Source organism: Streptomyces sp. UC4497 (assembly GCF_054871485.1).
Genome location: NZ_JBTYHB010000005.1, coordinates 1 through 23179 on the forward strand (window position 1 = coordinate 1; position 23179 = coordinate 23179).

Here is a 23179-nt window from a genome sequence, read left to right on the forward strand (position 1 = left end):
GCCCATCCGTCTCCCCCCGGCCTGCTACTCCCTCGGCGCCGCCGCCGCGTAATTGGCCCCGCCGCGGCGGGGGCCGGCCCGCCTTCGGGGTCCGGCCCCGGCCACCTGACTTCCGTCTCCCACAAGGGGGTGTGCCGGATGAACGACACCGTTCGTCTGCACCGGCTCACGATGGTCGCCGAGGACGACGGCGTGATGGTCGGCCGGCCCGACATCGACTCGTACGCGGTGTTCCCCGAAGAGGGGGCACAGGCGCTGCGGATGTTCGCCGACGGGGCGTCCGTCGGCGAGGTCGCCGACTGGTACCAGCGCACGTGCGGCGATCCGCTCGACATGGACGACTTCCTGGAAACCCTCGCCGACCTCGGCTTTCTGCACACCGGCGAACCGGTCGTGGAGCAGCGGCGGGTGCGCAGGCAGGGGCTCGGCAGAGCGCTGTTCTCCTGGCCGGCCTGGGTCGCGTACGCCGCCCTGGTGGCGGCCGCGGTGGCCATGATGGTCCGCGAGCCCGGGCTGCGGCCCTCGTACCACCAGGTGTTCTTCACGCACTATCTGACGCTCATTCCGCTGACCGTGTTCGCGCTCGCGCTGCCGTGCATCGTCGTGCACGAGGCGTTCCACGCGCTCGCCGCGCGGCGGCTCGGACTGCCGTCGACGCTCGGGATCGGGCGCAGGCTCTACTACATCGTCGCGGAGACGCGGCTCGATTCGCTGCTCAGCGTGGAGCGCAGGAAACGCTATCTGGTCTTCTGCGCGGGCATGTTGGCGGATGTTGTTCTGCTGTGCGGGTTCACGCTGCTTTCGCTCGCGCTTGACACAAACGCAATTCCGTCGTGGATTCACAAACTCTGTCTTGCTGTCGCCTTCACCTGTGTCCTGCGTCTCATCTGGCAATTCCTGTTCTATTTGGAGACGGACATCTATTACGTGGTGACGACCGCCACCGGATGTACGGATCTGCAGAATGCGTCGCGATTCCGGCTGCGTACCGGGTTCCGCAAGGCACTGCGGCTCGCGCCGCCGACGGCGGACACCGAGTGGTCGCCGCGCGACCGTGCCGTGGCCCGCTGGTACGCGCCGCTGCTCTTCGCCGGGTACGGGTTCTCGCTGGCCTCGCTGGCCTGGGCCGGGATCCCGACCGCCACACGCTTTTGGACGACGGTCGCCGACCGGCTCGGCGATCCGCACACCCCGTTCTGGGACCTGGTCGACGCGGCGGGCTTCCTGCTCCTGTCCGGCCTGCAGATCGGGCTGCTCGTGCACATCACCCTGCGGGACCGGCGGAACCGGTCCCGTACCAAGTCACCTCAAGGAGCCCTGACATGACCGCTCACCTGTCGACGCACCACTGGTGGTTCGACGCCACCGCGGACACCACCGCCGCCGAGTCACCACCGTCACCGTCCCTGGAGGTCGCCTGCCACCGCCGGTTACGCGGCCCGTTCACCGCCGCGCACTTCCTCCTCCACCGGGCCGTACCCCAACTGGTCGAGCGCGACCGCGAGTTGGTGGCATCGGCGCGGGCGGCCGAGGTGGAGTCCATCGCCCCGGAGCTGATGGAGATCGTGCCGACGCCGCCGCAGACCCTCACCAACCTCGCCGACGCCAAGGAGCGCACCCGCTTCTATCCGGCGACCCGCGCCCTGCGCATCGCGCACGGCGTGGCCGAACTCCTCATGGACTGGGCGCGGGTGGCCCACCCGCGCGGCCTCACCCTCGCCTTCCGCGGCCTGGACGAGGCCGATCCCACGGACCGGGACCTGGTGGCCGTGCTGCTGCGGCGCTGCGATCCCGCGACCCTGACCGTGGTCGTCGACGGCGCGGGGGCGGCCGACGACCTGCTCGGCAAGGCGCTCGCCGCACACACCCACCGGATTCCCCGACTCCCGTTCGTGGACGCGGAGCTGCTGCCCGACACGGACCTCGCGCAGCGCTACATCGACGGCGACGGCACCAGTGACGACGCCCGCCTGCGCCGCGCCTACGAATCGCTGCCCGCCGCCGAGCGGGCCCGCCGGCACACCGCACGCGCCGAACTCCTCGCCGGGCGGGACGAGCCGACGCTGCGGCTCGGGGCGATCCCGTACCACCTGGAGCACGGCACGGACCCGCGGGGCGCGGGCGTCGAGGCGATCGTCCGGGCCGTCAACTCCTGCTTCAACAAGGGGTTCTACGAGGCCGTGGTGGACCTCGCCGAACGCGGCAGGGCACTGCTGGCCGGCGTCGAGCCGGACCGTACGTACTGGAACCTGACGCACAAGACCGGCGCCTGCCTGTGCTATCTGGGACGCGGCGCGGACGCGTTCGCGTACTTCGAGGAGATGCGGCGCGGCTCCACCTCGCAGGACGCGCACATGGGGACCGCGTACCTCATGGCGATGCTCTACACCCGGTTCCTGCCGAAGGACGCGCACGACGAGGACCTCGCGCTGGCCTGGGTGAACACGGCCATCTCGATCGCGGACGTGCACCCCGACCCGCACAAGCGGGTCCTGGTGCGGGCGTTCATGCGCAACGCACGGGCCTTGGTCGAGCTGCACCGCGGCAACGCCGACGGTTCGCTCGCCCTGGTCGAGGAGGCGATGGCGATCACGGACGCCGACTTCGGCCCTGACGAGCAACTCCTGCACCGTTCCGTGCTGTTGTACAACCGGGCGCAGGTGCGCGGCGCGCGCGGCGACCACACCGCTTCGCTGGCCGACTACGACGAGGTGATCCGCCGCGACCCGGACTACGGCGACTACTACTTCGAGCGGGCCGCCCAGCACCGCGCGCTCGGCGCGGCCCACGAGGCGCTCGCCGACTACGCGACCGCGATCCGCCTCACGCCGCCGTTCTACGAGGCGCACTTCAACCGGGCCGATCTATTGCGGGAGTTGGGCGACGACGCGGGCGCGCTGCGCGATCTGGACCATGCCCTCTCCATCGAGCCGGACCACCTCGACTCGCTGCTGCACCGCGCGGACCTGTCCCTGGAGCGCGGCGACTTCGACCGGGCCCGCGCGGACATCGAGCACGGCCTGGACATCGCGCCGGACAACACCCAATTCCTCGCTACACAGGGGGCGTTGCACTCCGAACTGGGCGACACGGGAGCCGCCTACGAGAGCTATTCGGCGGCGCTGAAGGCGGATCCGCGCTGCCTCGCCGCCTGGGCGAACCGGGCCGTCCTCGCCTTCGACGCGGGCCGCCCCGCCGAGGCCGTCGCCGACCTGGACGCGGCCCTCGCGCTCGACGACGACGCGGAACTGCGGGCCAACCGGGCCGTGGCGCTCCAGTCCCTCGGCGACCACCGGCGCGCGGCCGCCGACCTGGACCGTGCCATGGCCTCGGCCGGCGCCGCGCCCGACCCGGAGCTGCTGTACCTGCGGGGTGTCAGCCGCTTCGCCCTCGACGACCCGTCCGGGGCGCTCACGGACTGGCGCGCCCACCTGGCCGCGTACGAGCGCGGCGGCGCCTCCCCGCACGCCGAGGAGATCCACGCCCGCGCCGGGGCCGCGCTGCGGGAGGGCGCGGCATGACCGCCGAGGCGACGAGTCCGCCGGGCGTCGAAGCGGCCGAGCCCGACCTCGTACGGTCCGCGCTGCGACGGCACGCCAAGGGGGTCGCCGTGGTCACGGTCGGCGGGGAGCGGCCCGCCGGGTTCTGCGTCACCTCGCTCGCCTCGCTCTCCCTGGACCCGCCGCTCCTGTCGTTCACGGTGGGCCTGCGGTCGGGTTCGTGGGAGGCGGTGCGGGGCGCGACGTGGGTGATGGTGCAGCTGCTCGCGGCCGGTCAGGAGGAGGTGGCGCGGGTCTTCGCGGGCCCGCGCCACGCCCGCTTCGGGCCGGACACCTCCTGGCATCTCGACCCGCTGGGCCTGCCCGCCCTGGACGGCGTACTGGCCCGCTTCGTGCTCACGCCGGTCAGCACCCGGCCGGTGGGCGACCACGCGCTGTTCATCGGGCTCGTGGTGCGGGCGGGCCGGGTCACGGATGCGGGGCCGCTGGTGCACCACGACGGGACGTTCGTCGACCTGCCGGGGCCGCCCGGAGCTACCGGCACGACAGGCGCCCGACACTGAGCCATTGGTACAGTCGGCCGCGTTCCGCCGAGCCACCGAAGGAGCCCGACGCCCATGGCAGTGGACCAGCTCGACACCCGCATCCTGCGGCTCCTCCTGGAACAGCCCCGCACCAGCATGCGCGAGTACGCCCGGATCCTCGGCGTGGCCCGCGGCACGTTGCAGGCCAGGCTCGACCGGATGGAGCGGGACGGTGTCATCACGGGCGTGCAGCCGTCCCTCTCCCCGGCGGCCCTCGGCCACCCGGTGCTCGCCTTCGTGCACATCGAGACCACGCAGGGCCACCTGGGGGACGTCGGGGACGAGCTCGCGGGGGTGCCGGAGATCATCGAGGCGTACTCCACCACGGGCGGCGGGGATCTCCTCGCCCGCGTGGCGGCGCGCGACGCCGAGCACCTGGAAGATGTGATCCAGCAGCTCAACCGCCTGCCCGGCGTGGTCCGCACCCGCACCGAGGTGGCGCTGCGCGAGCGCGTCCCGCACCGGCTGCTGCCGCTGGTCGAGGCGATCGGGAAGGCGGCGGGGCAGCCGCGCGGATGATCGGTGGACCCCGGTCCTGCATCCTGGTTCCCATGAGCGACGCGAACCACCCCTCGTACCACTTCGGCGACACCGCGATCGTCTTCGATCTCGACGGCACCCTCGTGGACAGCGAGCCGAACTACTTCCGGGCCTCCCTGGCCACCCTCGCCCGCCAGGGCGTCAAGGACTTCACGTGGGCCGACCACGAGACGTACGTCGGGATCTCCACGCTGGAGACCATCGGCATCTGGAAGCGGAAGTACGGCATCGAGGCGCCGGACAGCGAGCTGCTGGAGGAGATGAACGCCCGCTATCTGGAACTCGCGCGTGCCGACACCCATGTCTTCCCGCAGATGCGGCTGTTCGTCGAGCGGCTGCACGCGGCGGGCGTGCCGATGATCGTCGCGTCGGGCTCGTCCCCGGAGGCGATCGACGCGATCCTCACCGGCACGGGGCTCATGGCGCAGCTGCCGTTGTACGTGTCGGCGGACGAGGTCGAGCACGGCAAGCCGGCCCCCGACGTGTTCCTCGAGGCGGCGCGCAGGCTCGGCACGCAGGCCCCGCACTGTGTGGTCCTGGAGGACGCGGCGCCGGGGGCCGCCGCCGCGCACGCGGCCGGCATGCGCTGCATCGCGCTGCCGTACGTCGCGGCGCAGGCGGAGGACCCGGCGTTCACCACGGCCGACCTGCTGTTCAAGGGCGGTCAGGAGGAGTTCACGGCGCGGGCCGCGTGCGAGTGGCTCGAGCGCTCAGCTCCGTCTTCCTGATCTTCCCGGTGGGGGTGAGCGGCAGCTCGTCGAGGATCTCGACGATGTGCGGGACCTTGTACGTCGCCATGGCCCCGGCCGCCCACTCCTTGAGCGCGTCCCCGGTGAGCGCCGATCCGGGGACGGTGCGCGCGAACGCGTACGGGCGCTGACCGCTGTCCGGGTCGTCGACGGCGACGACCGCGGCGGCGAGCACATCGGGGTGCTGGGCGAGCAGTGTCTCCACTTCCGTGGGGAAGACACTCATGCCCTTCACCTTGATCATGTCCTTGTCGCGGCCCAGGTAGTGCAGACACCCCTCTTCGTCGAGGGCGCCGATGTCCCCGGTGTGCAGCCACCCGTCGCGCAGCGCGCTCGCGGTGGCCTCGGGCGCACGCCAGTAGCGGGTGAGCACGGACGGGCCGCGCACCACGATCTCGCCCCGCTCACCCAGCGGCAGCGGCACACCGGTGGTGAAGTCGACGACCATGAAGTCCGTGCCGGGGACCGGGAGTCCGCAGAACACCGGGTCGCTCAGCAGATCGTGGTCGCCGTCCTGGAAGCCGAGTGTGTTGGTGTCACTGGTGTGTGTCTCGGTCATCCCGTACGAGGCCTCGCGCAGCACACTGTGCTCGCCGACGGCCTTCTTCCACCGCGCGCGCAGGGCCGGGGTGAGCTTGCGGATGAAGGAGACGGTGAGCGGGCTCGACAGGCTCGTCAGGTCGCGGCGCGCGAAGTCGGGGTGGTCGAGGAGTTCGAGGTAGTTCTCGACGGTGCCGGCCATGGTGGTCGCGCCGTGGGTCTCGATGGCGTCGAGGACCTCGACCGCGTTCCAGCGGTTGAGGATGATGCTGGTGCCGCCGGAGACGAGCGGGGCGAGGATGCCGAGGTTCTCCCCGGCTATCCAGAAGATGGGCAGGTAGCAGACCGAGACGATGCCTCGCTCGCGCTCCGCGTCCGTGGCTGTGCGGCCGTTGTCGATGGCGGTGGCCGTGTAGACCATGTGCCGCTGGGTGTGCTCGCAGCCCTTGGGGAGTCCGGTGGTGCCTCCGGTGTAGTTGAGGGCGGCGAGCGCATCGAGGTCGTCGGCGATCGACTCATGGCGCTCGTGCGCGACGGCCCGCGGCCAGTCGGCGTCGGCCAGCACGGCGCGTACGGGTGTGTCGGCGCGCACCTCGTCGACGGCGGGCAGCAGCGCGTCCCGCGTGACGACCAACTCCGGTCCGGCGTCGTTCAGTTCGTGCCGCAGTTCCGCCGCGCGGAACATCGGGTTCACCGGCACGTGCACCGCCCCGATGCGCAGCACGGCGAGCAGGGCGACGACGAAGCGGGCCCCGTTCGGCAGGAAGACGCCGACGCGGTCGCCCGACCGCACGCCCTGTTCGGTCATCCACCCCGCCAACCGGGCGCTCTGGTCGTCGAGTTGCATGTAGCTGAGGGTCTCGGCCGCCGTGACGATCGCGGGCCGGTCCGGATGGCGCACGGCCCAGCGGGCCACATGCCCGGGGAGCGTCAACTCCCCTGCCTCGTGGCGGGTTTCGGACGGCTGGCGGCCGGCCCTGGACCTGGCCTGGCGGGCGCGCAGGTCGCGCAGATACGCCTCTGTGTCGATGGTGGACGTGCCGTGAGACAACGTGCGGCTCCCTACTGCTGCGGTGCTGCTCCGATACCGAGAAGGTGCAGGTACATGACGGTCGCGTCGGCGACCGCCCGGTCGTACGTGTCCGGTCGCTCGGCGACGAGCCGCGCGAACTCGATGCTCATGCCGCCGACGGCACGGGACAGGGTGAGCGGGTCGACGACCGGGTGCGCCCTGCCCTCGGCCGCGACCCGGCGTACGTAGCGGGCGGCGCGGCGGACCGGACGCTCGCGGATCTCCTCCCACAGGGCACGCACCTCGGCGTCGCCCCGCGCCTGCTGCTCGAGCAGGACGAGCAGCGGCAGGTGCCGCGCGTAGGCGGCGATGAACGCGGCCGTGGAGGCGCGCGCCACCGCCGCCACGTCGTCGGGGTCCACCCCGGGCACGTCCTGCGCGGCGAGGAACGCGTCCCGTACGCGCCCCGCCAGCACCCGGAAGACCTCTTCCTTGGACGCGAAGTAGACGTAGAAGCCGGCCCGTGACACCTCGGCCCGCGCCGTGATGTCGGCGATGGTCGCCGGGCCGTAGCCGAGCCGAGTGAAGACCTGCTCGGCCGCGTCGAGCAGCCGTCCGCGCGCCGGGGCGTCGGTCCGGTCGCGGGCGGTGCGGGTCGCCCATTCCTGCCGCCGGGGCGGTCTGTCCTGCTGACTGCGTGCCACAGCGCCAGAGTATTGACGTTGACGTCAGTGTCAATGAGCATGACGGAATCCGCGTTCGGCACCTCGGAACCTTGGACCTTCGGGACCTCGCAACCTTGGGGCCGGACCCGACTTCGACATCCCGGAGGGGCACATGGGGTCAGCCGCCGTACTCGTCGCCAACCGAGGGGAGATCGCCGTACGGGTGCTGCGCGCCGCCGCCGAACTCGGGCTGCGCACGGTGGCCGTGCACGAGCCGGGCGACGAGGCGCACCTGCATCTGGCGGACGAGGCCGTGCCGCTCGCGGCGGGCGGCTATCTGGACGCCGAGGCACTGGTCGCGGCCGCGCGCCGTTCCGGGTGCACGTATCTCCACCCCGGCTACGGCTTCCTGAGCGAGTCCGCGGAGCTCGCCCGGCGGTGCGCGGACGCCGGGCTCACCTTCGTGGGCCCTTCGCCGGAGGTGCTCGACCTGTTCGGGGACAAGGCGCGCGCCCGTGCGCTCGCGGTCGAGACCGGGGTGCCGGTCCTGCCCGGTACGGAGGGTGACACCACGCTGGAGGAGGCGCGGGCGTTCCTCGCCGAAGGGCCGGTGATGGTCAAGGCGGTGGGCGGGGGCGGCGGGCGCGGTATGCGGGTCGTACGGGACGCGGCGGAGCTCGACGAGGCATGGGAGCGGTGCGCGTCCGAGGCCCAACAGGCTTTCGGTCGCGGTGAGTTGTACGTGGAGCGGCTGTGGGAGGGCGCCCGGCACATCGAGGTGCAGGTGGTCGGCGACGGTGGCATGGTGAGTCACCTGTGGGAGCGGGACTGCAGCGCGCAACGCCGCCACCAGAAGCTCGTCGAGATCGCCCCGGCGCCCGGCCTCGACGCCGTCGTGCGCGGCCGACTCCTCGACGCCGCCCTGGACCTGGCCGGAGCCGCCCGTTACGCAGGCGTCGGCACGGTCGAATTCCTCGTCCGGGGCGAGGAGTTCGTGTTCATGGAGGCCAATCCGCGCCTCCAGGTGGAGCACACCGTGACGGAGGAGGTGACGGGTGTCGACCTGGTCGCGACGCAGCTGCGGATCGCGGCGGGCGAGCCGCTGGCCGGCCTCGGTCTCGCCGGGGAACCGCCCGAGCCACGCGGCTTCGCCGTGCAGCTGCGAGTGAACGCGGAGGTCACGGGGCCGGATGGCGCGGTGCGCCCGTCGGCGGGACGGCTCGCGCGCCTCGACGTGCCGACGGGTCCCGGTGTGCGCGTCGACACCGCCGGCCGCACAGGCACCGAACTCGGCACGCGCTACGACTCTCTCCTCGCCAAGGTCGTCGCGTACGCGCCGGCCGGAGACTTCGCGGCGGCGTGCGCGCGGGCGCGGCGGGCGCTCGACGAGTTCACGGTGGAGGGCGTACGGACCGGAATCCCCTTCCTGGCCAGGCTGCTCGACCACCCCGGCTTCACGGCGGGCGGCTTCGACACCGGCTTCGTACAGCGCCACCTCGCCGAACTCGTACCGCCGGCCGACGCCGCACCGGAAGGTGCCACGGAACCGGGCACGGTGACCGCGCCCATGGCGGGCACGGTCGTCACCGTCGAGGCCGAGCCCGGCCAACTCGTCGCGGCGGGCGCCACCTTGCTCGTGCTGGAAGCGATGAAGATGGAGCACGTGGTGCGTGCCGAGCACGCGGGTGTCGTACGTGCCGTGGGCGCGGGAGTCGGCGAAACGGTCGCCGAGGGCGCCGAGTTGGTACTGCTTGACGTGACGGAGAGCGGTGGCGCCACGGAGGACGCGGCCGAGGAGCTCGACCTCGACGCGGTACGCCCCGACCTCGCGCAGGTCGTCGAGCGGCACGCCTTCGGCCTCGACGAGAACCGCCCCGAAGCGGTCGCCAAGCGGCATGCGACCGGGCTCCGCACGGCCCGCGAGAACATCGATGACCTGTGCGACCCGGGGACGTTCACCGAGTACGGCGCGCTCGCGGTGGCCGCCCAGCGGCGGCGCCGCTCGCTGGACGACCTGATCCGCTCGACGCCCGCCGACGGCATGGTGACCGGCACGGGCCGGATCGGCGGCGCGCCCACGGTCGTGATGTCGTACGACTACACGGTGCTCGCCGGGACGCAGGGCCACAACAACCACCGCAAGACCGACCGGATGCTGCACCTGGCAGAGGAACGCGGCCTGCCCGTCGTGCTGTTCGCGGAGGGCGGCGGAGGCCGCCCCGGCGACACGGACACCTCCTCGATCGCGGGCCTTGACGTCATGACGTTCCATCAAATGGCCCGCCTCAATGGCAAAGTGCCGCTCGTCGGTATCGCCTCGGGCCGCTGCTTCGCGGGGAACGCGGCGCTGCTCGGCTGCTGCGACGTCATCATCGCGACGCCCGAGGCGAACATCGGCATGGGCGGCCCCGCGATGATCGAGGGCGGCGGCCTCGGTGTGCACCGACCGGAGGACATCGGCCCGCTGTCGGTGCAGGTGCCGAACGGGGTCGTGGACCTCCCGGTCGCCGGCGAGGCGGAGGCGGTGCGCGTGGCCCGCGCCTACCTCTCGTACTTCCAGGGCCCGCAGGCGAGTTGGGAGGCGCCGGACCCGCGACGCCTGCGCCACGCGGTGCCCGAGAACCGGCGCCGCGCCTACGGCATCCGCGCCGCGATCGAGGGACTCGCCGACACGGACTCGGTGCTCGAACTGCGCCGCGGCTTCGGAGCGGGAGTCATCACGGCGCTGGTGCGGATCGAGGGCCGCCCGATGGGCCTGGTCGCCAACAACCCGGCACACCTCGGCGGCGCCGTCGACCGGGACGCCGCGGACAAGGCGGCACGCTTCCTGCGGCTGTGCGAGGCATTCGGCCTCCCGGTCGTCTCGCTGTGCGACACACCGGGGTTCATGGTGGGCCCGGAGTCCGAACGCACCGCTACAGTACGGCAGTTCGCCGACCTGTTCGTGGCGGGCGCCCGCCTCACCGTGCCACTGGTGTGTCTCGTGCTGCGCAAGGCGTACGGGCTCGGGGCGATGGCCATGATGGGCGGTTCGACGCGGGCGCCGCTCGGCACGGCGGCCTGGCCGAGCGGCGAGTTCGGCGGGATGGGCCTGGAGGGCGCGGTGCGGCTCGGCTACCGGCGCGAACTGGAGGCGATCGCCGACCCCGCCGAGCGGGAGCGGGCGTTCGAGGCGCGGGTCGCCGAGTTGTACGAGCACGGCAAGGCGGTGAACGCGGCGGCGGCGCTGGAGATCGACGCGGTCATCGACCCGGCGGATTCGCGGAGTTGGATCCTCTCGGCACTGGACGCGCCGGCCATGGCCTCGGACACACCCGTGCATTGATGCACTCCGAGAGGGGTACTCGGTCGATCATGCGAATCAGTGTGGTGGATGTCGGTTCGAACACCGTGCGCCTCGCGATCGCGGACGCGCGCGACGGAGCGCCGTTGCCCGTGCACACGGCCAAGCGGCGGTTACGCCTGTCGGAGCTGGTGGGCGCCGATCGCAGACTGGGTCCTGCGGCCGTCGAGCGGCTGGTGGAGGCGGTGCGGGCGGCGATCGCGGAGGCCGAACGCTGGGGCAGCGACGAGCCGTTCGTGTTCGCCACGGCCATCGTGCGGGACGCGCCGAACCGGGACGAGGTGCTCGACGCCATCGAGGCGGGCAGCGGGGTGCGGCCCCGGGTGCTGCCCGGCGAGGTGGAGGCCGAGCTGACGTTCCTCGCGGCGCGGCGCTGGATGGGCTGGCGGGCCGGGCCGCTCGGTGTCCTCGACATCGGCGGCGGTTCGCTCGAGGTCGCCTTCGGGCGCGGCCGACTCCCCGAGTTCGCGATCTCGCTGCCGCTCGGGGCGGGACGCCTCACACGCGAGCACCTGCCGGCCGACGGGTCGCCACCGACGGAGCAGCAGCTCAAGGCATTGCGGCGCCATGTACGGCACCAGCTCAGGGACGTCGCGGCGCGGATCCGCTGGGAGGGGCCGTTGACGGCGGCGGCCACGTCCCGCACGTTCACGCAACTGGCGCGCCTGTGCGGGGCGCCGCCGGGGCGTTACGGCCCCTTCGTTCCACGCCAGTTGACCCGCAGGGCATTGGGCTTGGCGGTCACGGAGCTGGCGGCGCTCCCGGCCGAGCGGCGCGCGGAGCTGCCCGGCATCTCCGCGCCCCGGGCGTCGCAGTCCCTGGCGGGGGCGCTCGTCGGTCACACGGCGATGAAGCTCATGGGCATCAGCGAGCTCACGGTCTGCCCGTGGGCGATCCGCGAGGGCATTCTGCTGCGGCACATCGAGGGGGACGTGGGCTGGGGCCGCTCCCCGGCGCCGGCGCTCCGCTTGGCGGCCGGCGACACCCCGTCACCCCGCACCGGCGTCACCCCCTGGGGCCTCCAGCCCCAGCCCCCTCGCCGCCCTACGGGCACACCGTCGAACGCGGGGCGGGCTTGACCGGACCGCCCGCGATCCCGCCCGCGCGCGAGTACGTCCCCCACGGCGCGGGGGCGGGACCGGGGTGTTGGACGACGCGCGGGCGACCGCATGGCGTTGAGCAACGCGCGGGAGGCCCGACGGTGTAGGGCAACGCGCAGGCCGCGTGGCCGTGCTGGGCAACGCGGGGGCGCCCCCGCCGGGTTGGGCAACGCGCGGGCCGCACCGCCCCGGTCAGCCCCATCGATCGCGCCGTTCAGTCGCCCATCTCCCACCCACCCGCCCCCTCCGGGGGCGTCGGCCCAACGGGGTGCCGCAACCGCACTGGCCGACCCGTCGCCGGGACGGCTCCCCACCCACAGCGGCCGACCGTCGCCCGCCTGGGCTGGCGATTGATCGTGCCCAGAGGTCGCGGGCCGGGCAGTACGTCAGGCGTGTGCGGCGACTTCGGGAGCGTCAGCAGCGCAGGTCACAAGGAGCTGAGGAATCCTCGGACAGCCGCAGCGAACTCCGCTGGGGCTGTCTCGTGGACGGTGTGCCCGGCCGGGAGTTCAACGAGCTGGGCGTGGGGGCTCCGGTCGGCCATGTCCTTCGCGTGCTCCGCGCTGAGGACCGTGCTGCGGTTGCCGCGGATGAGCAGGGCCGGGCAGTTGCCGGCGAGCCAGTCGTCCCAATGGTTGCCGTTGAGGTGCTGCTGTGAAGCGTTCATGTCCTTTGGGTCGAAGGCAAGGCCCCAGCCGTCGGGGTACTCACGCACGGCATCCGTGAGGTAGCTCGCCGACGGGCCGAGCTCCTCCAGCAGCTCGGCCCGGGTCGGTGCCCGGTGTGGCCAGGCCAGGCTGAAGGAGAGCTCGTCATCGACTTCGGCGCCGATGTCCTCGACGATCAGTGCGTCCACGAGCCCGGGGTGCCGGGCGGCGAGTTGGTAGGCGTTGACGCCTCCGAGGGAGTGGCCGAGTACGACCGCGTTGTCGATCTCCAGATGTTCCAGCACGGTCGCGGCGTCCTCGACGTAGCCGGTGCGGGAGAAGTCGACGGGACGGTCGGAGTACCCGTGCCCACGCTGGTCGAGGGCGATGACTCGCCAGGAATCGCCCAGTTCCCGGGCCAGACGCGTGAAGGTGCGGCCTTCTCCGAAGTGTCCGTGCAGGGCCAGCAGTGGTCGTCCCGGGCCGCCGAAGTCGAGGAAGGAGAGGCGACGCCCGGCCACCGTCGTGGCCGCGCGCTTCGGTTCGGTCGGGATCGTCGACGTCATGACGGTGAGTATGCGGACCTGGCTTGCGCGCTCTGCAGCTTGGGCGAGATGTCGGCGTTCACAAACCGGCGCGGCTCAGCTCCGTCATGCTCCGCTGGGCGGGACCTAGTGGACGTTCACCGGCGGGTGATCGACGCGGTGGCGTTCAAGTATCGCAACAACCTCGCCTGGCGTGACGTGCCGGACGGTGTTTGACCGGTTCCCCCGTTGGGCCCGCGATGGCACCCGGCAGCGCATACTCGTCGCTTTGCAGACCCGCGGCACTAGTCACCAGCGCCGAGGCCGCCGGCGACAACCAATTCGCGACTGGTGAACTCGCCGGTGAGCATGGGCATGGCAGCAGCGATCGCTTCCTTGGCCTCGGGCAACCGCAGGGAAGCGTCGTGGTGGTCCTTCGAATCCCAGACCTCCGTGACCACGATCGTGTCCGGGTCATCGTCGGCCAGACCCACCACGTAGCTTCTGCAGCCAAGCTCACGGAGACCATCGGCTCCGGAGAGCAGGATCGCAACCACGTCGTCGCGCTTACCGGGCTGAGTCTTCATCGAGCCGATGTAGCCATAGGCCATGTCACGCCGCCTTCGTAGGAGTTGCTGTTACTCGGCACCATCATGACCGCCCCTTCAGACGACGCGACCGGCCCCCTGCCGCAACCCCGGAGTACACGAATCACTGACTGATCTATCAGGAGCCGGGAAGGATCCATCAGACACGGCCTGGAGCAATCGGCCGCCTTGGGCGGCAGGATGGACGAGGCGGTCCCGGTGCCGCGCATCGGCCACCGCGGGCACCGACCTCGGCACCGCACTCGGGCCCCGGCTGACCGAAGCCCCCGGAGGGGGCGGGCGGGTGGGAGACGTCCAGGCCCCGGCGCAGTCGAAGCAAGACCGGTACCACGTACCAATGACACGGCACACCAACCCCGACGCACGCCACCGAAACCCCACACCCGGCAACCATCACCACAAGCGCCGACCCCGGCACCGCACCCGGACCCCGGCGGACCGAAGTCCCCGGAGGGGGCGGGCGGGTGGGAGACGACCAGGCACCGGCACAGCCGAAGCAAGGCCGGTGCCGCGCAACCATCACAGCTAACGCCGGGCCTCAACCGACCCAGGCCCCGGCGGCGGGTGGGACACGACCGGGCCCCAGCGCGCGGGTGGGAGACGGCCAGGCCCCGGCGTCCGGGTAGGACGCGACCGGGCACCGGCCCGCGGGTGGGGCGCTGCCGGGCAGCGGTGCGGCAGGGCGGAACCGGCAGGGGGCCGTGCCGCAGGGCCCACCCCTGCCCCCACCCGGCGGCAAGCGCACCGCGAAGCCGTCAGCCCACCCCCCGTACCAGCTCAATCGCCCGCCCCAACGTCGCCAGCCGCGCCCCCACCGTGTCCCCCGCCGGGTACATCCGCACCGTGTCCACCCCCGCGTCCCGCCACACCTTCAACCGGTCCCGCACCATGTCCTCCGTGCCGATGAGCGTCGTGGCGAGGACCATGTCGTCGGTGACCAGGGCGGCCGCCCCCTCGCGGTCGCCGGCCTGCCAGCGTTCGCGGACCGACGCCGCGACGTCGGCCCAACCCTGCCTGCTGTAGGCCTGGTTGTAGAAGTTGGTCGAGGCGGAACCCATGCCGCCGAGGCTGAAGGCGAGTTCCTTCTTCCGGCTGCCCACGACCTCGGCCAGCTCCTCCTCGTCCTCGACGAAGTTCACCTCCGCCCCCTGGCAGATGTCGAGGTCGGCCCTGGTCCGGCCCGACGCCGCGAGCCCCGCGTCCAAGTGGTCGAAGTACGCCTCCTTGGCCCCCTCGGGCACAAAGCTCGTCCCGAGCCACCCGTCGGCGACCTCCCCGGTGAGCCGCAGCATCTTCGGCGACAACGTGGCCAGGTAGATGGGGAGTTCGTGCTCCGCCCGCATCGACAGCCGCATCGGCTTCGCGTCGCCACCGGGCAACGGCAGCGTGAACTCCCGCCCCTCGTACGCGATCTTCTCGCCGGTCGCCGCCATCCGCACGATCTCGACCGTCTCCCGCATCCGGCTCAACGGCCGCGCGAACGGCACCCCGTGCAGCCCCTCGATCACCTGCGGCCCGGAAGGACCGAGCCCGAGGAGGAAGCGTCCCTCGGAGATGTTCGACAGCGTGATCGCGGCGCGCGCGATCGCGGCCGGGGTGCGGGTCGCGAGCTGGATGATGCCGGAGCCGAGCAGCATCCGCTCGGTGCGCGCCGCCAAGTACCCCAGCGGGGACGGCGCTTCGGATCCCCAGGCCTCCGCGACCCAGCAGATGTCCAGGCCAAGACGCTCGGCCTCGGTGACGAAGTCGACGGTCTCCCGCCAGTTCCCGCCGGACGCCTCGATGGTGGTAGAGGTGCGCATCAGACGGCCGCCCCTTCCGCGAGGTCCTTCAGGGCGTCGAGCGTGGCGGCCATGCCCTGCTCGAACTCCTTCAGCCGGACGTGGACGATCTTCTGCTCCTTCTCCGGCATCCGGTCGATCGCGAAGGAGAGGCCCGAGCGGCCCGGCCCCATCCGCACCCACTGCGCCAGCTCCGTCGCCCCGTCGTCCAGCGCGTCGAGGGTGAACCGCCAGACGGCGCTGGGGACTTCGGGGTCGGAGACCGCCCACGCGAACACGCGCGGCGCCGTGCACTCGACGACGTACGAGGTGGTCTCCCACGCGCCGAACGCCTCGTGCTGGTTGCGTCCCACGAACCGGGCGCCCACGCCGCGCTCCTCACCGAGCCACTCGGCGGACTGCAACTCGGCGCTGAACCGCGGCATGAGGCCGATGTCCGTCACCAGCTCCCACACCCGCTCCGGGGACGCCTCGATCCTGCGCCGCACCTCGACGGTCGGGGTGTCCGCATAGCGCGCGCCCGTCCACTCCATCGTGGCCCACCTCTCTCTCGTATCGGCTCGAAGCATGAGAGTTTCGTAGTTGGACTCACCACGTCAAGAGGGGTACGGACCCATGCGGGGGTCGGTTCAGCGGGTGAAGCGCGCCGCGATGTCCGGACGCCGCGCGAGCTTCTCCGGGTAGCCGGGGCCCATCCGCGCGTGGGTGTCCTCGGCGGTCATCGGCTCCCCGCAGTGCCCGCAGACGACCGCGGCCTCGCCCTCGTGCCCGCACCGGTCGTGTTCGAAGACGACGGGCGCGCCCTCCTCGCCGGACAGCCAGCGGTTGCCCCAGGCGTTCATGGCGGCGAGGACACCGAAGAAGTCCCGCCCCTTCTCGGTGAGGACGTAGTCGTGCCGCACGGGAGCGCTGTCGTAGGCGCGCTTCTCCATCAGCCCGGCCTCGACCAGCCGCCGCAGCCGCTCGGCGAGGGTCGTCCGGGCGATGCCGAGCTCCTGCTGGAACACGTCGAAACGGGTGATGCCGTAGAACGCCTCGCGCAGCACGAGCGGCGTCCACCAGTCCCCCAGGAGGTCCATGGTGCGCGCGATGGAGCAGGGCCAGTCGGCAAAGGATGTGCGCCTCATGCGCCCAGGATACGAAGCTCGACAAGTGAGTCTGCCTACAAGACGGAACTGGCCACGACGGCACCTGCCCCGAGTGACATTCACCATGAACGGTGCCGGCCCATTGTGAACGCCCCGCACACCTGATCACCTGAAGGTTCGACAACGCACCGAGCTGGAGGCCCCGTTGTTCGCTTCCGTGGATGAAGTCACCACGCGCCTTGCCGGGACCGGCTATCTGGCCTCGCCCGCCGTGGCGACCACCGTCTTCCTGGCCGCCAAGCTCGGCAAGCCGCTGCTCGTCGAGGGCCCCGCGGGCGTCGGCAAGACGGAACTCGCGAAGGCGGTCGCGGCGATCAGCGACGCCCGCCTGATCCGCCTCCAGTGCTACGAGGGCGTGGACGAGAGCCGCGCGCTCTACGAGTGGAACCACGCCAAGCAGCTGCTGCGCATCACGGCGGGCCAGGGCGAGACCTGGGACCAGACCCGTACGGACATCTTCAGCGAGGAGTACCTCCTCTCGCGCCCGCTCCTGACCGCGATCCGCGGCGAGGACGCCAAGGTCCTCCTCATCGACGAGATGGACAAGGCGGACGTAGAAGTGGAAGGTCTCCTCCTCGAAGTCCTCTCCGACTTCCAGGTGACCGTCCCCGAGCTGGGCACCATCGCCGCCACCCGGCGCCCCTTCGTGGTCCTCACCTCCAACGCGAGCCGCGAACTGTCGGAGGCACTGCGCCGCCGCTGCCTTTTCCTCCACATCGGCTTCCCAGAGGAGGAGTTGGAGCGCCGCATCGTCGCCCTCAAGGTGCCCGAGCTCGACGCGGTGCTCGCCGAGTCCCTCGTACGTGTCGTGGGGGCGCTGCGCGCGATGGATCTGCGCAAGGTGCCCTCGGTCGCCGAGACGGTGGACTGGGCGCGCACCCTGCTGGCGCTCGGCGCGGACCGCCTGGACGAGGAGGTCGTACGGGCGTCCCTCGGCGTGGTCCTCAAGCATCAGGAGGACGTGAACACGGCAGCGGCGAAGCTCGACCTGGACGCGGTGTGAACACGGCGCTCTCGGTCGCGGACCGGGTCACCTCGCTCGTCCGGGCGCTGCGCGCGCACGGCATCCGGATCGGCACGGGCGAGAGCGTGGACGCCGCGCAGGCGGTGGCGGCGCTGGGCCTCGACAGCCGGGACCGGCTGCGCGAGGGGCTGGCCGCCACGCTCCTGCACGACCAGGGGCAACGCGCGGTCTTCGACCCGGTCTTCGACGTGTATTTCCCGCACGCCGTGGGCGCGCCCGGGGAGGACGGCCCCACCGACCGGGACAGCCTGCGCGAACGCCTCACCGAGGCCCTGGCCAAGAACGACAGCGCCGCCCTTGCCCGCCTGGCCGCCGCGGCGGTGGACGCCCTCGGCGGCTACGACACGAACGGCTGGTCGTCCCAGCAGACGCTGGACCGGCTGCGCCCGCAGACCCTCCTCGCGCCCGTCATGTCGGCGATCCGGGCGGGCGGCAGCGGCCAGTCCGGGGCGTTCACCGACCGCATCGAGGCGGACGAGATCCGCCGCCGCATCGAGGCCTTCCGCGAAGGGGTGCGCGGCGAGGCCCGCCGCCGGGTCGCGGAGGCCCGCAACCGCGACGAACTGGCACGCCGCATGCCGGTCCAGACCCCCGACCGCACCCTGTTCCTCTACGCGGACAAGGCCCAGCTCGCCGAGCTGCGCCGCACGGTCCACCCCCTGGCCCGCAAGCTGGCCACCCGCCTCGCGGCCCGCAGGCGCCGCGCGGCCCGCGGCCACATCGACCTGCGCCGGACGCTGCGCGGCTCGCTGTCGACGGGCGGCGTCCCCATGAAGCCGGTCCTGCGCAAGCGCCGCCCGACCCGCCCGGAACTGGTCCTGCTCTGCGACGTGTCGGGCTCGGTGGCCGGCTTCGCGAACTTCACGATGCTCCTGGTCCAGGCCCTGCACGACCAGTTCAGCAAGATCCGCGTCTTCGCGTTCGTCAACCGGATCGACGAGGTCACCGACCTCATCGCGCACGGCGCCGCGGACGCGGAGGGCCTCGGCGCCCGCATCGCGTCCGAGGCCACGCTGACCGGCTGGCACGGCAGCAGCGACTACGGCACGGCGCTCGGCGAGTTCGTGGAGCGCTACGAGTCCGCGGTGGGCCCCCGCAGCACGGTGCTCGTCCTCGGCGACGCCCGCAACAACCAGCAGAACCCGAACCTCCCGGCCCTGCGCCGCATCGCCCGCGCCTCCCGCCGCACCCACTGGCTCAACCCGGAACCCCGCTCCCAGTGGGACACGGGCGACTCGGCGGCGTCCGCGTACGCCGAGGTCGTGGAGATGTACGAGTGCCGCAACGCCCGACAGCTGAGCACGCTGGTGGGGCGGCTGCTGCCGGTCTAGCGGAACGGTGAGCGCGCGGGGCCGCGTTACACCCTCCGTACCCCTCTCACTTGCGCAATCGTCAAGGTCCGTGAAGCGTGAGCGGGAGGTTCACCGACCGGGACGGAGACCGCATGAAGGCGGACGGCCGCGACGCGTACTTCGACAATGCCAAGTACCTGGCGATCGTCCTCGTCGCGCTCGGCCACGCCTGGGAGCCGCTGCGCGGGGACAGCCGGGCGGCCTCCGCGCTCTACTTCACCGTCTACACGTTCCACATGCCGGCGTTCATCGTGATCTCCGGATACTTCTCGCGGTCGTTCGACGCGAGCCCCCGCCGGATGAAACGCCTGGTCACGGGCGTACTGGTGCCGTATGTGATCTTCGAGCTCGCGTACACCTTCTTCAAGCGCACGGTGGGCGACGACCCCGACTACCCGATCACGCTGCTCGACCCCTGGTATCTGACCTGGTTCCTGATCGCGCTCTTCATCTGGCGGATCACCACGCCACTGTGGAAGATCATCCGCTGGCCTTTGCCGCTTGCTCTCGCGATCGCCGTGCTCGCCGCCGTCTCCCCCGACATCGGCGACGACCTGGACCTTCAGCGGGTGCTCCAGTTCCTGCCCTTCTTCGTGCTCGGCCTGTGTCTCAAGCCGCACCACTTCAGCCTGGTGCGGCGCCGGGAGGCCCGACTGCTCGCCCTGCCGGTGTTCGCGGGCGCGCTGCTCGTGGCGTACTGGGCGGCGCCGCGGATGACCGCCACGTGGTTCTACCGCCGTGACAGCGCGCAGGAGCTGGGCGCACCCGGCTGGACGGGTGTGGTGATGACGCTCGCCCTGTTCGGCTGCTCGGTGATCCTCATGGCCTGCTTCTTCGCGTGGGTCCCGGGGCGTCACATGTGGTGCACGGTGCTCGGGGCGGGCACCCTGTACGGCTACCTCCTGCACGGCTTCCTGGCGAAGGGCTCCCGCTTCTGGGGCTGGTACGACAACGACTTTGTGCACACCCCGCTCGGCGAGATCACCGTCACCGTCATCGCGGCGTGTGTCATCACCGCCCTGTGCACCCCACCCGTCCAGCGGCTGTTCCACTGGGCCATGGAGCCCGAGATGAAGTGGGCCTTCAAGAAGGAACCGGCTCCCTAGATCTCTGGGCCCCAGTTCCCTGGACAGGGATCAGGTTCCGCGTCGGTTTCCTGAACGCAACGCCGACGAAACACCCGCTCCCTAGTGTCCCCCTCACACCGGTCATGGCTGCAACGGCCGGTGGGCGTCCGCGCGTTGACCCGCCACGGCGCTAACCAGCCATCTTCCGCCGAGCTTTGAGGAGGAACGATGGCTGTCGCCGAGCATGCCGTCGCGCCCGCACACCAAGGCCCCCACCCCGTCGACGCCCGGCCACCGTGGCGCCGGCTCGTGCCGCTCAGCCTGCAGCATCTGCTCGTCGCGTACGCGGGCATGGCCACGATGCCGCTCCTGGTGGGGACCGCGCTGCATCTGCCCGAGGACCGGATCCGGCTGCTCATCAGCGCCAACCTGCTGGTCAGCGGGATCGCGACGGTGTTGCAGTCGATGGGTGTGAAGTGGCTGGGGGCGCGGCTTCCCATCGTCATGGGGTCCACGTTCACCGCCATCACACCCGCCATCATCATCGGCGAGGAGCACGGGCTCGCCGCCGTGTTCGGCGCCACGATCGTGTCGGGGCTCGTGACACTGGCCATCGCTCCGTGGTTCGGGCGGTGCCTGCATCTGTTTCCGCCGCTGGTGACCGGGACGGTCATCGCCGTGATCGGGTTCTCGCTCGTACCGTCGGCGGCAGGACTCATCACCGGCGACGGCGGGGGCGGGGGCGGCAAGGCTCTCGCGCTCGCCGCCGCGACCGTGCTGCTCGTCGTGCTGGTGCAGCGGCTCGCGCCGCCGGCGGTCGCCCGGTTCTCGGTGCTCGTCGCGATGGCCGCCGGGACCGTACTCGCCCTGCCGCTCGGCCTGTTCGACGGTTCGGGGGTCGCGGAAGCGCGCGTCGTCACGGCGCCAGATCCGACCGCTTTCGGTGCGCCCACGTTCGTGGTCCCGGCCATCGCGGCGATGCTCGTCGTGCAGCTCGTGAACATGGTCGAGTCCGTCGGTGACACCCTCGCGGTGGGCCAGATCGTCGGCCGTGGGGACGACGCGCCCACCGTCGTACGGGCGCTGCGCGCGGACGGCGCAGCCACGGTCGTCTCCGGGGCGATGGCCTCGTTCCCCATCGTGACGTTCGGCCAGTCGGTCGGTCTGGTGAGCGTGACGCGGGTGAAGAGCCGTCATGTCGTCGCGCTGTCCGGGGTGTTGATGGTGGTGCTCGCGTTCGTGCCCGTGCTCGGGGCCGCCGTCGCCGCCGTGCCGGGGCCGGTCCTCGGCGGGGTGTCGCTCGTGATGTTCGGGACCGTGGGGGCGGTCGGGCTGCGCATCCTGGCGCGCGCCGATCTGACCGACTCCCGGAACCTGCTGACCGTCGCGCTCGCCTTCGCGCTCGGCATGATCCCGGTCGGCGCGCCGGACTTCTACGCTCCGCTCCCCTCGTACGTACGCACCGTCCTGGACAGCGGCATCGCCGTCACCGGGATCGTGGCGTTCCTGCTCAATCTGCTGTTCCACCACACGGGCGCGGCCCGTCTCCGGAAGGAGTCCGCCCGATGAGCATCCGGACGATCACGGACGTCACCGTTTACAGCGGGGGCCGCTGGCTTCCCCGGATGGATGTGCACATCACCGACGGGCGGGTCACGGCGCTGGTGCCGCACGGTGAACTCCCGTGTACTGGTGAGGTGTTGGACGGCAGTGGCGGTCACCTGACTCCCGGCCTCGTCAACACCCACACCCACCTCTTCCAGGCCGGCCTGCGCGGCATCGGTGAGGGGCTCGGGCTGCTCGCGTGGCTGAGCGCCGTCGGCGAGGAGGCGGCGCGGCTCACGCCCGAGCGGGCCTACGCGACCGCTGCCTCCGCCGCGGCCGAGGCGCTGCGCAGCGGCACCACCACCCTCGTCGAGCACATGTGGCCGCACCCGTCGCCCGAGGTGCACGACGCGGTGCTGCGGGCCCTCAAGGACAGCGGCGTACGGGCCGTGCTGTGCCGGGGCGTCGCCGACCGGGCGGACCGGAGCCGCAAGTGGGGCTTCGACCCGCGGCTGATGCAGCCGCTGAAGGAGGCCCTCGCGCACACGGACGAGCTGATCGCGCAGGCGCGCGGCAGCCGGGTGGACGTGGGGGTGGCCGTGCCCAACCCGCGGTGCCTGACACCGGACGGGATGGCCGCCGTACGCGCGTACGCGGACGAGCGCGACCTGCCCGTGTCGCTGCACCTGCTGGAGACGATGACGGACGACACAATGTGCCGCGACCGTACGGGAGTTGGCGCAGTCGAGTATCTGGAGCGGGCGGGGTTCCTGTGGGACCGGCTGCTCGCTGTGCACTGCGTGGAGCTGGACGCGGTGGGCCGCGAGACACTCGCCCGGCACGGCGTCGGTGTCTCGTACAACCCGCTGAGCAATATGCGGCTCGGCAGCGGGATCGCGCCGGTGCCCGAGATGCTGGAGGCCGGCCTGAGCGTCGGGCTCGGGGTCGACGGGGCCGCCAGCAATGACACGCAGGACATCCTGGAGGCGCTGCGCATCGGCGCGTATCTGCAACGGGCCGCGCACCGCAAGGCGGACCTTTTCGGGTTCTCCGAGATGTTCGCGATGGCGGCGGGCGGCGCGAACCGGGTCCTCGGGATCGAGGAGAACCCGGACGGCGGGGTGCGGGTCGGAATGCGGGCGGACCTCGTCCTGCACCGCTTCGACCGGGACTACGCCTGCCTTCCGGTACGCGATCCGGGGGCGACGCTCCTGACGTGCGCGGGCAGCCGCACGGTGGCGACCGTCATGGTCGACGGCGAGATCCTGGTGCGCGACGGCGAACACGTCCGCCTCCCGTCCCACGCCCTGGCAGCGAACCTCAGGGCCACCCGGTCGGGCCCCGTCGCCGACTGAGCAAATCAAGCCCCTGCGGCGATTGAGCAGCGGGGTCCGGGGCAGAGCCCCGCGCCCGCAACCACGGACCACCTCACGTCACCTTCACCCTCACC

19 protein-coding genes are annotated in these 23179 nt (G+C 71.9%); 12 read left to right on the plus strand and 7 right to left on the minus strand.

Annotated features, from left to right (window positions below):
• The first annotated feature begins 138 nt into the window (after positions 1–138).
• From ACYSUO_RS08895 to ACYSUO_RS08915, 5 genes are read left to right on the plus strand one after another with little or no spacing between them, the layout of a single operon-like run.
• The gene (locus tag ACYSUO_RS08895) at positions 139–1326 is read left to right on the plus strand and encodes a hypothetical protein (RefSeq protein WP_461775507.1); all 1188 of its coding nucleotides are present in this window, start codon (positions 139–141) and stop codon (positions 1324–1326) included.
• The gene (locus tag ACYSUO_RS08900; protein WP_461775508.1) at positions 1323–3521 is read left to right on the plus strand and encodes a tetratricopeptide repeat protein; all 2199 of its coding nucleotides are present in this window, start codon (positions 1323–1325) and stop codon (positions 3519–3521) included. Before ACYSUO_RS08895 ends, ACYSUO_RS08900 begins: the two co-directional genes overlap by 4 nt.
• Positions 3518–4063, plus strand: coding sequence for a flavin reductase family protein (locus ACYSUO_RS08905; RefSeq protein WP_461775509.1), 546 nt, complete (start codon positions 3518–3520; stop codon positions 4061–4063). Before ACYSUO_RS08900 ends, ACYSUO_RS08905 begins: the two co-directional genes overlap by 4 nt.
• 54 nt (positions 4064–4117) lie before the next feature.
• Entirely contained in the window at positions 4118–4603 is a 486-nt protein-coding gene (locus tag ACYSUO_RS08910; RefSeq protein ID WP_266716029.1) for an Lrp/AsnC family transcriptional regulator, read from the plus strand.
• A 32-nt stretch (positions 4604–4635) separates the two neighbouring features.
• Positions 4636–5352 (plus strand): HAD family hydrolase, encoded by a 717-nt coding sequence (locus ACYSUO_RS08915; RefSeq protein WP_461775510.1) that lies wholly within the window; start codon positions 4636–4638, stop codon positions 5350–5352.
• On the opposite strand, the gene ACYSUO_RS08920 is transcribed toward ACYSUO_RS08915, so the two are convergent.
• Positions 5300–6964: an AMP-binding protein gene (locus tag ACYSUO_RS08920; protein WP_461775511.1), complete on the minus strand. Its 1665-nt coding sequence runs from the start codon at positions 6962–6964 to the stop codon at positions 5300–5302. The two genes, ACYSUO_RS08915 and ACYSUO_RS08920, sit on opposite strands and share 53 nt — an antisense overlap.
• A gap of 11 nt (positions 6965–6975) precedes the next feature.
• Positions 6976–7629 (minus strand): TetR/AcrR family transcriptional regulator, encoded by a 654-nt coding sequence (locus ACYSUO_RS08925; protein ID WP_461775512.1) that lies wholly within the window; start codon positions 7627–7629, stop codon positions 6976–6978.
• 133 nt (positions 7630–7762) lie between these two features.
• On the opposite strand from ACYSUO_RS08925, the gene ACYSUO_RS08930 reads away from it, so the two are divergent.
• Positions 7763–10915 (plus strand): acetyl-CoA carboxylase family protein, encoded by a 3153-nt coding sequence (locus tag ACYSUO_RS08930; protein WP_461775513.1) that lies wholly within the window; start codon positions 7763–7765, stop codon positions 10913–10915.
• A gap of 29 nt (positions 10916–10944) precedes the next feature.
• The gene (locus ACYSUO_RS08935; protein WP_461775514.1) at positions 10945–12012 is read left to right on the plus strand and encodes a Ppx/GppA family phosphatase; all 1068 of its coding nucleotides are present in this window, start codon (positions 10945–10947) and stop codon (positions 12010–12012) included.
• A gap of 448 nt (positions 12013–12460) precedes the next feature.
• On the opposite strand, the gene ACYSUO_RS08940 is transcribed toward ACYSUO_RS08935, so the two are convergent.
• The 5 genes from ACYSUO_RS08940 to ACYSUO_RS08960 all read right to left on the minus strand — a co-directional run bounded on the left by ACYSUO_RS08940 (position 12461) and on the right by ACYSUO_RS08960 (position 16720).
• Positions 12461–13246 carry an alpha/beta fold hydrolase gene (locus ACYSUO_RS08940; RefSeq protein WP_461775515.1) on the minus strand — a complete coding sequence of 262 codons (786 nt, stop codon included), beginning with the start codon at positions 13244–13246 and terminating at the stop codon, positions 12461–12463.
• Between the two features lie 263 nt (positions 13247–13509).
• A complete protein-coding gene (locus ACYSUO_RS08945; protein ID WP_461775516.1) occupies positions 13510–13815 on the minus strand; it encodes a putative quinol monooxygenase in 306 nt (101 codons plus the stop codon).
• A 752-nt stretch (positions 13816–14567) separates the two neighbouring features.
• Entirely contained in the window at positions 14568–15614 is a 1047-nt protein-coding gene (locus tag ACYSUO_RS08950; RefSeq protein WP_461775517.1) for an LLM class flavin-dependent oxidoreductase, read from the minus strand.
• Entirely contained in the window at positions 15614–16126 is a 513-nt protein-coding gene (locus ACYSUO_RS08955) for an SRPBCC family protein (protein ID WP_461775518.1), read from the minus strand. Before ACYSUO_RS08955 ends, ACYSUO_RS08950 begins: the two co-directional genes overlap by 1 nt.
• 96 nt (positions 16127–16222) lie before the next feature.
• On the minus strand, positions 16223–16720 hold the full coding sequence (locus tag ACYSUO_RS08960; RefSeq protein WP_461775519.1) for a winged helix-turn-helix transcriptional regulator: 498 nt from the start codon (positions 16718–16720) through the stop codon (positions 16223–16225).
• 166 nt (positions 16721–16886) lie between these two features.
• On the opposite strand from ACYSUO_RS08960, the gene ACYSUO_RS08965 reads away from it, so the two are divergent.
• From ACYSUO_RS08965 to ACYSUO_RS08985, 5 genes are all read left to right on the plus strand, one after another.
• Positions 16887–17744 carry an AAA family ATPase gene (locus ACYSUO_RS08965; protein ID WP_426905323.1) on the plus strand — a complete coding sequence of 286 codons (858 nt, stop codon included), beginning with the start codon at positions 16887–16889 and terminating at the stop codon, positions 17742–17744.
• Entirely contained in the window at positions 17741–19096 is a 1356-nt protein-coding gene (locus ACYSUO_RS08970; RefSeq protein ID WP_461775520.1) for a vWA domain-containing protein, read from the plus strand. The genes ACYSUO_RS08965 and ACYSUO_RS08970 overlap by 4 nt, the downstream gene beginning before the upstream one ends.
• Positions 19097–19209: 113 nt before the next feature.
• Complete coding sequence (locus tag ACYSUO_RS08975) at positions 19210–20223, plus strand: acyltransferase family protein (protein ID WP_461775788.1); 1014 nt, start codon at positions 19210–19212, stop codon at positions 20221–20223.
• Positions 20224–20412: 189 nt separating this feature from the next.
• Positions 20413–21753 carry a uracil-xanthine permease family protein gene (locus ACYSUO_RS08980; RefSeq protein ID WP_461775521.1) on the plus strand — a complete coding sequence of 447 codons (1341 nt, stop codon included), beginning with the start codon at positions 20413–20415 and terminating at the stop codon, positions 21751–21753.
• On the plus strand, positions 21750–23084 hold the full coding sequence (locus ACYSUO_RS08985) for an amidohydrolase family protein (protein ID WP_461775522.1): 1335 nt from the start codon (positions 21750–21752) through the stop codon (positions 23082–23084). The genes ACYSUO_RS08980 and ACYSUO_RS08985 overlap by 4 nt, the downstream gene beginning before the upstream one ends.
• Positions 23085–23179 lie beyond the last annotated feature (95 nt).